The 12600-nt window shown below is 37.1% G+C and carries 10 protein-coding genes; 9 read left to right on the top strand and 1 reads right to left on the bottom strand.

The window, feature by feature from the left end:
* Window positions 1-11: 11 nt before the first annotated feature.
* The 8 genes from EJE48_RS08250 to EJE48_RS08215 all read left to right on the top strand — a co-directional run bounded on the left by EJE48_RS08250 (window position 12) and on the right by EJE48_RS08215 (window position 10579).
* Window positions 12-1076 carry an AAA family ATPase gene (locus EJE48_RS08250; protein ID WP_118582748.1) on the top strand — a complete coding sequence of 355 codons (1065 nt, stop codon included), beginning with the start codon at window positions 12-14 and terminating at the stop codon, window positions 1074-1076.
* Window positions 1066-1668 carry a DUF6661 family protein gene (locus EJE48_RS08245; protein ID WP_118582751.1) on the top strand — a complete coding sequence of 201 codons (603 nt, stop codon included), beginning with the start codon at window positions 1066-1068 and terminating at the stop codon, window positions 1666-1668. The genes EJE48_RS08250 and EJE48_RS08245 overlap by 11 nt, the downstream gene beginning before the upstream one ends.
* Window positions 1669-1839: 171 nt before the next feature.
* The gene (locus EJE48_RS08240) at window positions 1840-2733 is read left to right on the top strand and encodes an FRG domain-containing protein (RefSeq protein ID WP_118582754.1); all 894 of its coding nucleotides are present in this window, start codon (window positions 1840-1842) and stop codon (window positions 2731-2733) included.
* Between the two features lie 56 nt (window positions 2734-2789).
* Entirely contained in the window at window positions 2790-5336 is a 2547-nt protein-coding gene (pglZ, locus tag EJE48_RS08235; RefSeq protein WP_118582757.1) for a BREX-1 system phosphatase PglZ type A, read from the top strand.
* Between the two features lie 10 nt (window positions 5337-5346).
* Entirely contained in the window at window positions 5347-5928 is a 582-nt protein-coding gene (locus EJE48_RS08230) for a hypothetical protein (protein ID WP_118582760.1), read from the top strand.
* Window positions 5915-7993 carry a protease Lon-related BREX system protein BrxL gene (gene brxL, locus EJE48_RS08225; protein WP_118582811.1) on the top strand — a complete coding sequence of 693 codons (2079 nt, stop codon included), beginning with the start codon at window positions 5915-5917 and terminating at the stop codon, window positions 7991-7993. The genes EJE48_RS08230 and brxL overlap by 14 nt, the downstream gene beginning before the upstream one ends.
* A gap of 429 nt (window positions 7994-8422) precedes the next feature.
* Window positions 8423-9094, top strand: coding sequence for a helix-turn-helix domain-containing protein (locus tag EJE48_RS08220; RefSeq protein ID WP_118582763.1), 672 nt, complete (start codon window positions 8423-8425; stop codon window positions 9092-9094).
* A 267-nt stretch (window positions 9095-9361) separates the two neighbouring features.
* Entirely contained in the window at window positions 9362-10579 is a 1218-nt protein-coding gene (locus EJE48_RS08215; RefSeq protein WP_170158621.1) for an IS256 family transposase, read from the top strand.
* Between the two features lie 336 nt (window positions 10580-10915).
* Here EJE48_RS08215 and EJE48_RS08210 read toward each other — a convergent pair whose 3' ends face one another.
* Entirely contained in the window at window positions 10916-12073 is a 1158-nt protein-coding gene (locus EJE48_RS08210; RefSeq protein ID WP_118582769.1) for an RNA-guided endonuclease TnpB family protein, read from the bottom strand.
* A gap of 83 nt (window positions 12074-12156) precedes the next feature.
* Between EJE48_RS08210 and tnpA the strand changes: the two genes are divergently transcribed.
* Entirely contained in the window at window positions 12157-12561 is a 405-nt protein-coding gene (tnpA, locus tag EJE48_RS08205; RefSeq protein WP_118582772.1) for an IS200/IS605 family transposase, read from the top strand.
* Window positions 12562-12600 lie beyond the last annotated feature (39 nt).

Genomic DNA, 12600 nt, shown 5'->3' with positions numbered 1-12600 from the left:
GACAAATAGATATGAAAATCAAAAAGTTGACATTAAACAATTTTATGGCATTTGGAAATGCAGAAATGAATTGGGCTGATAACATCAATATTATTTGTGGTGAAAATAGTACAGGGAAAACCACACTTTTGAAGGTAATGTATTCTGTAATAAAACCTTTTAGCAATATAAATAGAGAAAATTTAACAAAAGAGATGGAAGAACAACTCTTTGTTAAAAAGCTTCAGGGAGTGTTTCGCCCAGATGAAATGAAGATTGGCAGACTGGTAAGCCGGAAACAAGGAAGTAACAGAACAGAGTTTTCTGTTGATATGGAGAAGCAACAAAAAATTACGGTTGGATTTGGTAACAGGCAGGAGAATCATGCCGATGTTTCTATAGAACAAGGTGAAAAAGCCAGAAAATATGATGTCATTTATATTCCTACAAAAGAAATGATTTCTACGGTAGAACATTTCGTATCATTATATGATGAATATCATATTGATTTTGAGGAAATGTACTATGATCTTGCCAAACTTTTGGATCGTCCTCTTTCAAAAGGTCCTAACACAATAGAGCAAAACCAGGTTTTAAGTAATCTTGAAGACATCATGAAAGGACAAATTGTTCAAAAAAACAAGAAATTTTATTTCAAAATAAAAGGCGAGGGAGAATTTGAAATGGGATTACTTTCTGATGGTTATAGAAAATTATCTATGATTATCTATATGATTCTTTCAGGGAGTTTGAATAAGAATACCATTCTATTTTGGGATGAGCCGGAAACAAATATGAACCCCAAAATGATTCGCCCGATTGTACAGGCAATGGTTGCATTAGCCCAGATGGGAGTACAGATTTTTGTATCAACACACGATTACTTTATTCAACAAGAATTTAACATGATTGCTGCATATCCAGAGTTAAATCCTAAAAAAATGGACATTCGGTTTATTTCATTATTCAGAGATGAGGCTACACATGATGTTCATTATGAAATGAGAAATTTAGCATCTGATTTGGAGCATAATGCAATTATGCAGGAATTTGATGCGATGTACGATAGGGAGCAGAGGATTATTTATGGAGAATAATGTTAGGGAAGAAAGTGGATTAAAGTTTCAGTTTCCAGAAAATGATACCGTGATAAAATTTGATGATACAAAATTCTATAGAGACTATTTTAATAAACTGCCGAATGCAAAGGGTGTAGATTTTATTTCTGTTGATGAATATAAGATCGCTTTTATAGAAGTAAAGAATTGTATTGGTGATGAAGGAAATTGTAGGTGGCGAATTGCACCTAATAATCAGAAACGCAACAAGACACATACTTCTGTCAATGTGGAAGGGCGAGACAGTCTGGATATTGAAATGGCACAGAAAGTAGCAATGACGATAGCAGCTTTGATTGGCGCAAAATCCTTTGGGGATACAAAAGAATGTTTGTGTGAGTTAAGGGAATATATTCAGTTCTTGTCGAAAGATGCATTTTCAGATAATTCAAAAAAGAAATATGTGATTTTGTTTTTAGAAGGTGATTTTGGCGGAAAAACCCGATCAAAAAAGATGATTATGAAGGCATTACAAAATAGCATAAATAAAAAACTAAAGTGGATTAATTGCAGAGTATCTGTGGTTGATTCCGATACATATAATACGAAATTATTTCAGATTGTGAGGTAAAAAAGCATATTGTACATATTGCAAATGAGAGAATTGAGATTGATCTGGATGATGGTGTGAAAGTAAATTATGCGAAATTCCAGGGAGTGGAAGTTGCCCAGGAGGGCAAGAAAGCATTAAAAGTAGATTTGTTGGCAAAGATTAAGTAAGAAAGATGAGAGAGATTCTTTTATGAGTAAATTTGAGGAAAAAGACACTTCCGATATTATTGTTAATTCTGTAGAAGAAGTATATGCTGTGATCGACAAATATAATCAAGAATTTCATTTACCAAGAAAAGGTGGCAATACGGAAACACGAGCATTTTATCGTGGACAGTCCAATTTTGCATGGAAGATAGAGCCAAGTATTTTACGATGTTCGGAAGATGAAGGTGTATTATATAGAAAAAATCAGTCGAATTTAGAAGGGAAAGATTTATTTGCTCAATTTGCGTTCTTACAACATTATGGGACAGGAACAAGAATGATTGATTTTACAACAAATCCAGAAGTTGCCATGTATTTTGCATGTGAGAAAGATCCTTTGTTAGATGCTGCACTTTACTTGTATACATATAATGCCCATAAAGCAGAATGGATTGATACGCTTATGTTCACAGAACTTATGCAGATGAAAGGGTATAACACTATAAAAATAAATTCTTTTTCAGAACAACTGTTAAAGAAGTATCCGATTTTATCGCAAAGATTTGTAAGAACAGCAGAATTAAATATGTTTCTTATGGCATATTTAGATCATGGATATATGGTTTTGCCAACTGAGGATGTAAAAATACACAATATACGGATAAGGAATCAAGAAGGTGTGTTTTTTATTTGTGGAGTAGAGTTTACAAAAGATATAACAACACAAATGAGATTTGAATCACAAGCCGGTTTTAATGAATTTATTAGCCATTCTATTAATATTCCAGATTCGTTAAAAGCGGGTAGCGTTTGCTGGAAAATTCATATAAATAAGAGCTTAAAACCGCAGATTTTAAGCCATTTGGCGAAAAAAGGAATAACACGTGAGTATTTATTTCCGGATATTAATGTGAGCAATAATTATAGTGTACGATAGAGAAATGTGATTTGAGTAAAATGGCATTTAACTATATGGAGAGGATGTAAACGTAGATGGATTTATTGAATATACAAGAACAGTTAAACACAGAGTTTTGCAAGGAAGAGACTCGTGTTATATTCTGGTTTGATGATAAAGGGGAATACGAAGACGAGGTATCTGAGTTACAGTTGGATCATGCAAAATTACATATTTTGGATGGAACGAACTGGCTTTACTCCAAATGGTTATTAAATGAATCAGATACAGAGAGCAAGTATCTTGTATATGCACCATTTCCAAAACCAAGTGATGCAGAAAATCCATTAGCAGATATGTATTATTACTCGGTTCCGTACTATACGGACCGAGTATCACAGATGGCACAGGAAATAGGAATTGATAATCGATTTAAAGAACATCTGGCGCAGTACAGTAACTTCTGGAAAAATAAGAATCGTATTGAAAAGTTCAAAGAGCTTGGCATAGACCATTTCAATGTGGAAAGCATTGATATTGGTCTTATTGCCGTGCTTACAGATGTGAAGACGCCGAATTTTGAAGAGATTACAAGACATTTAGTATTAAACAACAGCGAAGCATACATAAAATCCTTAGCGGATTACGGGCTTTTAGAAAAGTTCTGGAAATTATGTGAGAAGTATTTCGGATATCAGTCTGAAAATCCGAATGTAGATGATATGGCAGTATGTATGCTCTTGACTTATGCATCCGTGGCGTTGAAAGATACATTGCCGGATGTTTTGAGATCTTATGTATTGAAAAAGAAAAATGATGTCGTTGTATTTGTCCGAAATATGATGGACAATGTATTCTATCAAGATGCGTTTGATGCTCTATCAGAAAAAGTGGACAAAACGTTACGAGTAGTGAGCAAAATCCGGGATGAGTTGAAAAAGGATGCAGGCAAGGCAAGAAATCAATCTGCACAGCTTCTGGATATTGTAAGTTGTGATGCATTCAAAGAACTGGATAATATCTTAATTGACTGGGCATTAGATCAGTTGAATGACGAAATTCTGGATGCTCAGATTGATGGCATGAACCTTGCTCAAATCGCAGAGCAGCGAACAGCAAAGTCCTGTCATTTTGGAAATGTATATAAAAACGAATATCATGCAATCAAATATGCTTATCAGATGATGAAGGCAGTCTCTGTTTTAGAAGTAACCAGTGATATCAAGGCTATGGTAGCAGATTATCAGAAACAAACATATTTGGTTGATTCTTATTATAGATGGTTTTACAGTGCCTATGACTGTATAGAAGATGCAGAGAGGTTTTCAAAGGTAAGAGAGCGCATTGAGAATATGTATTCCTTTACTTATCTGCAGAAAGTGACACCGAAGTGGAATCAGGAACTGACGAATAATCTGATGGCAGATACCGGATTAAAACGTCAGGAGGACTTCTATCGGAACTACCTGAAGGCGTATGAAGGAAAGAATCGTGTCATCGTTATTATTTCTGATGCTTTTCGGTATGAATGTGCAAAAGAATTAATGGAACGATTGGAACTGGATGAAAAATGTACTCCTAAATTAGAGTGTATGATAAGCAGCCTTCCTTCGGTGACATCAGTAGGAATGGCAAGCCTTTTACCGCACAACGAGTTACAGGTAGATGATAAATTGAACGTTACAGTAGATGGGCATAGCTGTAGTGATCTAACATCCAGAGATAAAATTTTAAAAGCACAAAAAGAAAATAATATAGCTTTAGCGTTTGATGAAGTGGCAAGTGCCAACAAAGAGAAAATTCGTGAATTGCTGCAGAAGAAGAATATTGTATATATATATCATAATCAGGTGGATGCACGTGGGGATAAGCCTGCCAGTGAGAATGAAGTGTTTACAGCGTGTTCCGAAGCAATTGAAGAGATTCATAAGTTGATCAAGAAATTGACCGGCTATATATCAGCACCAAAATTCTTTATTACAGCAGATCATGGCTTTCTGTACAAGAGAGACAAGTTGCAAGAATTTGATAAAGTATCCTATGATCGTGAAATCTGTACTTATTCTAACAAACGTTTCTTGCTTACTACAAAGGAAGTAAGAGAACCTGGTATGAAGTCCAGATTAATGACTTATATGAACAATTTATATGTAACAACACCGATTGGAGCAGATATTTTTAAGGTGGCCGGTGGCGGACAGAACTATGTGCATGGTGGTTCTTCACTTCAGGAAATGCTGATTCCGGTAATTGAGCTGACAATGAATACAAGAGCTGTTGCTTATGATTATGTGGATGTGATTCTGACCTCCGTAAACCGAAAAGTGACAAACCTGATTACTTACTTTGATTTTATCCAGACAGAGAAAGTGACAGATACTATGAAAGCGAGAAGTCTGGTGGCATATTTTACAACAGAAGATGGCGAGAAGATATCTTTTGATGTACCGATTGTGGCAAACAGCAGAGAAAATGCACCGGAGAGGAGAACATTCCATGAGAAGTTCACATTGAAGTCCAGAGAATATAAGTACGGAGACAAGTATTATCTGGTGCTGACAGATGCAAATGATGAGAAGAATATTCTGCAGCAGTATGAATTTATGATTGATATTGCGTTCGTGGATGATTTTGGATTCTAGGAGGAACGATATGAACACAAATGAAATTATAGATATCCTATTTGACCGAAGCAAAGGACATCATAGAACGTCGAAAGGTTTTAAATGTTACTTTAACTTATATAGGTGCAATTTAAGCAGAGATGATGTACATAATTTGTTTGAGTTTGAAATCGATAAATCATTATCTGTTTTTAATCCAAGTATTTTAATTAGTATACCAGAAGGTGAAGTCGGTGAAATTTATAGCCATGATGAGAAATATAATTATGATAAATTGAATTACATGATGCAAATTTTCCCCGAAGATATTTTAAAAGAATATGGGAAGGAGTTAACATACGTTGTATTTTCCATATTACATGAGGTAGGGCATTGGGAATATATTTGCGACAATAACTATTCACCGCAAGAATATGAAGAAAATGACTTTGTGGAACGAAAATTATTTTATGAAAACCATAAGGGAAATGATTCAGAAGAAACATTTTGGGAATATAGAGAAATAACGAGTGAAAAAAAAGCAGATAAATACGCTATCTCAGAACTCAATAACGCTTTAAAATCTATTACCAATAGTAAGAAGGACGAATATGAACATGAACGAGAATAGAGAATATATAGAGGATATGAGTGAAGATAAACGAGAAGAAATCAAGCAAAAGCTTCGTCAATACTATGACGGTCGTATAGTACGGAAGGATTTAACAAAATCCATCCGTGAGGGTGCCAATGTTCCGGTTTATGTACTGGAATATCTCCTTGGACAGTACTGTAATTCTGATGATGAAGAGATCATTGAAGAGGGTGTAGAGAACGTAAAGCGTATTTTAAGAGATAACTATGTGCGTCCGGATGAGGCACAGAAGATTCTCTCTCTTTTGCGTGAAAGAGGTAGCTATACCGTGATTGACCGTATTACTGTTGTCTTAAATACAAAGGAAGACCGCTATGAAGCTACATTCTCTAATCTGGGTGTAAAAGGGATTCCAATTCATCCGGATTATGTGAAAGATTATGACCGACTACTCTGTGGTGGTATTTGGTGTATCCTGCAGATGGAGTATGAGTTTATAGAAGAAGATAAGAAAAATACACAGCCAATACGAATTAGAAAGCTTACACCTATTCAGATGCCACATGTGGATATGGATGAAGTTCGAAATGGAAGAAAAGCATTTACAAAGAATGAATGGATGGATATCCTGCTTCGTTCGACAGGTATGGAGCCGGAAAGTTTCAGCGAGAGAGAAAAATGGTTGTTGATCGCCCGTATGATTCCGCTGGTAGAGAATAACTTCAATCTCTGTGAGCTTGGACCACGTTCTACTGGTAAGTCATACATATATGAGCAGATTTCACCAAACAGTATTCTTGTTGCTGGAGGACAGACAACCGTAGCCAATCTCTTTTACAACATGTCCAATCATACCGTAGGTCTTGTAGGTATGTGGGACTGTGTGGCTTTTGATGAGGTTGCCGGTATTAAGTTCAAAGATAAAGACGGCATCCAGATTATGAAAGGATACATGGCTTCCGGAGCATTTTCCCGTGGTAAGGCAGAGATTCAAGCAAAGGCTTCTATGGTATTTGTAGGAAATATCAACCAGAGTGTTGATACTCTTTTGAAGACATCCAACCTATTTGACCCATTCCCGCCGGAAATGGGAACAGATACAGCGTTCCTGGATCGTATGCATTGTTATATTTCTGGATGGGAGATTCCGAAATATAGACCGGATTCCTTTACCAATGATTATGGATTTATCACAGATTATCTGTCAGAGTTCATGCGTGAACTTCGTAAGGACAGCTATAGTGACCTAATGGACAAGTATTTCCATCTGGGCAAAAACTTGAACCAGCGAGATACAATTGCAGTTCGTAAGATGATTTCCGGATTTACAAAACTGTTATATCCGGATGGAGAAGTAACAAAAGAAGAATTACGTGAGATTGTGGAAATTTCTCTGGAACTCCGCCGCAGAGTAAAAGAACAGTTAAAGAAGATTGGCGGCATGGAGTTCTATGATGTGAATTTCTCTTATACAGATAATGACAGCTTTGAGGAGCATTATATTTCAGTTCCGGAGCAGGGCGGTGGCAAGCTAATCCCAGATGGAATGGGAAAGCCGGGATCTGTTTATACTGTTTCCAAATCAAAAACAGGGATGATAGGCTGCTATATGCTGGAAGCACAGATGATGCCAGGCACCGGAAAGCTGGCCTGCACAGGTATTGGATCAGGAAAAGAGCCGAAAGAAGCAACGAATACAGCGTTTCATTATCTGAAAGCAAATGGAAACCGTATTTCTGGTCGGATTAGTACTACAACAAAGGATTATATTATCAACTATCAGGATATGCAGGGCATTGGGATGACAGGAACCCTAGCATTACCAACACTGATTGCTATATGTTCTGCAGCACTTGGAAAGACACCTCTAAACAGCTTGGCAATTTTAGGTGAAATCAGTATTGGTGGCACTCTGATTAAGGTAGATGAGTTGGCAAGCACCTTGCAGGTATGTCTGGACAGCGGAGCAAAGAAAGTTTTATTGCCAATTACTTCAGCAGGAGATATAGGAACTGTACCATCTGATCTGGTTGGCGCATTTAGCCTGATTTTCTATTCTTCCGCAGAAGAAGCAGTATTCAAGGCTCTTGGTGTGGAATAGGACTTGATCACAGTATAATAGCAGACAACGCCCGTATTATATCAAGGCTCTTGGCAGAGATGGCGTTGTATATGTCCGTATTGCCGGAATCACTCGCCTTGCTAACGAGTACATGGTAAAAGAGCTATTGTTTGAGGGCAGCAACCTTTACTATTTTACTACTGTTTCGAAGTCAGTTCCGTTATTCCGCAGAGTTTCACCGAGCCTGTAGGAATCGCTTTCTATATCAAGCAGATAACACAAAGACCTTTTTCAATGAGCCATATGACATAAATTTAGATTAGCATAAACAGGTGCAGATTATCTATAATGGGGCTACATCGTTTTTTATTCATTTGCATTCTATGGCTTTTACCGATATAATATCAAAAAAATGATTGTATTCGTTTCTAAGTGTGCCAAAAAATTGGATTTGAGGTGACAAACAAAATGAACGAAGTAGGGGAAATGATACGTCAATACAGAATGAAATTGGGTTATTCCCAGAAATATTTGTCTGAAAAAGTGGGTATCACGTCAGTAGCATTATCTGCCATTGAACGAGGTGTTCGACTTCCGGGTGATGAAATGATTTATAAATTTTCCAAAGCTCTTGGGATATCGGTTGGGCAAAGGGTAAAGATATACCGCTGTAAACGAGGTCTATCACAGTCAGAGCTTGCGAAAAGAATAGAGATATATCCATCAGGGCTGTCTCGTATAGAATCGGGCAAAGAACCAATGAGTAAGGCTGTTCTGGAGCGTATCTGTCAAGTGCTGGAGATCTCTCCGGATAAATTAAAACCTCTTTTGATGCCACAAAAGAAGGAGAAAAAGAAGCTGCAGCAGCTAACCGAAAATGATCTTATGAATAAATTTAATGCGTATCATCCGATTTTAGTTCGGATATTAAAAACGGATAACGAGGATGATTATGAGGAGTTGTTCCCGGCGGTGCTGGATGCCATATATTCAACATCGGAAAAGGGCGTATCCGGCGAATTGGTTGCCATTTTTCGCCATGGAACCCAAGGAGTTCTGAAGCTTAAAGATTATAGAATAAAATGGATTGCGTACTCCTATGATGAGGAGCTGTTGGATAACGAAAAAAGGGAAATGTAGCAAAAATAGCTTTGGAATTTGAATCCAAAGCTATTTTGATGTTTCTGGCAAGCATAAAAATAACTTAATAATTTGACTTTTAACATTTATTAAGTTAAATAAAATAAATTAAGTTAAAAAGGTGGAGAGAAATGTGCTTACAAGTATATTCGGGATTTGGGAGCATCCCAGAGTTTGTGTAAACCTCCAAACTGATGTAAGATAAAATTACTCAGTTTGGAGGTTATTTTTATGGCAAGAAGAAAAGACAGCCCACAAAAAGCAGCAATGCGAGAAATGATGCGTGATTATCTGAAGAATAATGATATCAGCATCAAAGACGGCGCCGATGTAAACAGTATCATGCGTGACATGATGTCTGTTCTTTTGGAAGGTACTTTGGATGAAGAACTGGATGAGGAATTAGGTTATTCCAAGTATGACTATCGAAACAAAGAAACAGATAACAGTCGAAATGGGCATTCCAGCAAAACCATGCACACAAGCTATGGAGATATGAATGTAGCTATTCCAAGAGATCGTAACGGTGAGTATGAGCCTCAGCTAATCAAAAAATATCAGAATACTGTGACGCAGGACATGGAAGAAAAAATCCTTTCCATGTATGCAAAGGGAATGACTACCGGAGATATCGAAGCTCACATGCGGGAACTGTACGATATTGATATTTCTGACAGTACCATCAGCCGGATTACGGATAAAATCCTTCCAATTGTAAAAGAATGGCAGGAACGTCCGTTGGAAGAAGTGTATGCTGTCGTATTTATGGATGCTATCCACTATCATGTCCGAAGCGAAGGACGCATTGTAAAACGTGCAGTTTACATTGCTCTTGGCATCGATATGAACGGAAAAAAGGACATTCTTGGTATGTATGTTGGAGAAAATGAAAGTCCCAAGTTCTGGCTCTCCATCATGAATGGACTAAAGAACCGCGGAGTTGAAGATATCCTGATAGCATGTGTGGATGGACTAAATGGATTTCCACAGGCAATTGAAGCTGTTTATCCAAAAACAGAAATCCAGCAGTGTATCATTCATCAGATTCGCAATTCAACGAAGTTTGTTTCCTACAAAGACATCAAAAAGCTGATGTCCGATCTGAAACTTGTATATGCGGCTCCAACGGAAGAAACAGCTTTAAATGAGTTAGAATTGTTCAAAGATAAATGGGATTCCAAGTATCCAAAGATTTATAAATCATGGCATGACAACTGGGCTACGTTATCCACTTATTTCAAGTATCCGGAGGCGGTACGTCGACTGATTTACACCACGAATGCCATTGAGGGGTTCAACCGCCAGCTCCGGAAAGTAACCAAAAGCAAGACCGTTTTCCCATCGGATGACAGCCTTTTAAAAATGCTGTATCTTGCGACTATGGATATTACTAAGAAATGGACAGGACACCGGCAGGACTGGGGGCAGATCCATTCCCAGCTGGAAATCTATTTTGAAGAACGTCTAATCAGACGCAACCTGTAAAAACAGCTTGTTTTAGGCAGGTTTTATTGACATGCCCAAAAACTCCTGTATAATGCAGATATGGGCAGAATCCGGAAAATCGGCTCTGCCCATTTGTAACTATTCACAAATCTTATATCAGTTTTTAGCGTTTACACAAAACTTGAAACGGTCTCTCGGATTTTCTGTAAAATAACAGATAATACATAGTCAACTACCCACGACCTAAAGGTCATGGGCTTGTAACTGCCCAGTCGTACTAACAGCTTACGCCTCCGACCTTTCATCTCAATAGATATCGCTATCTAAAGTGGCGTTACATCGCAGGGTGGTTGACAGCACCCTTTGCAACAAAGTTTACTCTGTTGCAACTGTATAAGAATCGTTAGATTCTTTGGTACTCTGGCTATCAGAAAGATAGTTTATTCCCATACGATACAGATTCATAGCTCCGATACGGTCATCATTGGACTGATAGCCACAGTTTTTACAAGTAAACAAATGTATTTTCTTGTTACGGTTAGACTTTTCCGTATGCCCACAAACAGGACAACATTGACTTGTATAACGAGGGTCTACCTTAATTACAGAAGATTGATTCTGCTTTGCCTTATAAATTAGTTTCTGTTCTAAATCATAGAACGACCACGACACAGAAACATAACGGTCTTTTGTTTTGACACGCTCTGTAGCATTACGAATACCCGATAAATCTTCTAATACAAAGAGTGTGTGCTTCGGGTTATTCTCAACAAGTGCCTTTGATACACAATGGTTCACATCTTGCATCCAACGGTTTTCTCGATGACCGATAGCTTTTAATCTTCGCCTTGAAGATGGAGTTTGTCGCATTTGGAGTTCTTTACGAAGTTTGGAATAATTAGCACGTTTCTGCTTGATAGCTTTTCCACTAACAAATCCAGACTTGTGATGACTGTCATAGGTTGCAACAACGAAGTTAATTCCTCTGTCAATGCCTACGACATTACAAATGTCAGAAATATTACTTTTTTCGACATCATAAGTTACGGGTATGTAAAGATAATATTTGCCATGTTTGTTTGTGAGCTTAGCTGTACCAAACCTATAGATTGTGTGGTCAAAATATTTAGACATACCTTCAGCGAAATATGGCAGTTTAACACGACCATTCAGCGTATTCACAGAAAAACAGTTTTGCGTTAAAGAATAATCTCTGTTCCAAACTAAATCATACTGAGGTTTCTTGAAGGTTGGTCGTATCCATTTATTTTGATTTTCGAGAATAGTTCTATATCTTGCAATGACCGTTTTCAAAACGGACTGAGCCATTTGCGATTTCAGACCAAATTTTTCTCTTAGAGTAGAATACAAAACTTTATTCAGTGAAAACTGCTTTAAATCATGAGTTTGGAATACATAGCCTGAAACATAATTACAGGCATCACGATAAACAGACATAGTTTCATCAAGCAAAACTTTATCTGCATCAGTAGCGGCTATTTGAACTTTTGCGGTTATAGTCATCTGTTCCATAGATGTACTCCCTTCATTGATATTTCACTAGATATAATATATAATAATAGATAGTGAAAGTCAATCATTATCAGAGGTAGACTATGGACAATAGATATAATCGTCATAACAGACGAAAATACAGTCTAAAAGTACATATAGTTCTTGTAACTAAATATCGTAAGAAACTACTAAAAGGTTCTATTGCTGACGATGTTAAGCAAAAGATTTTTGATATACCCAATACTCGTGGCTACGAAATAATCGCTATGGAAGCAGACAAAGACCACATGCATTTCTTAATAAGTTATGATACGACTGATAGGGTTTGTGACATTGTTAAGATTGTAAAACAAGAAACAACATATTGCCTATGGCAAAAGTATGGTTCGTTTCTGTCTAAACAGTATTGGAAGAAAAGGATATTTTGGTCAGACGGATACTTTGCTTGCAGTATTGGAGAAGTATCGTCAGCGACTATACAAAAGTATATTGAAAGTCAGGGTTAATGGCTAAAGATTAACAAGGCTCCTCCCACCACCTGAAGG

Origin of the sequence: Anaerotignum faecicola (assembly GCF_003865035.1) — a bacterium.
Taxonomy (GTDB): Bacteria; Bacillota; Clostridia; order Lachnospirales; family Anaerotignaceae; genus Anaerotignum_A; species Anaerotignum_A faecicola.
The sequence above is the reverse complement of the archived record's forward strand: the minus strand, read 5'-3'. Positions and strand labels throughout refer to the sequence as shown.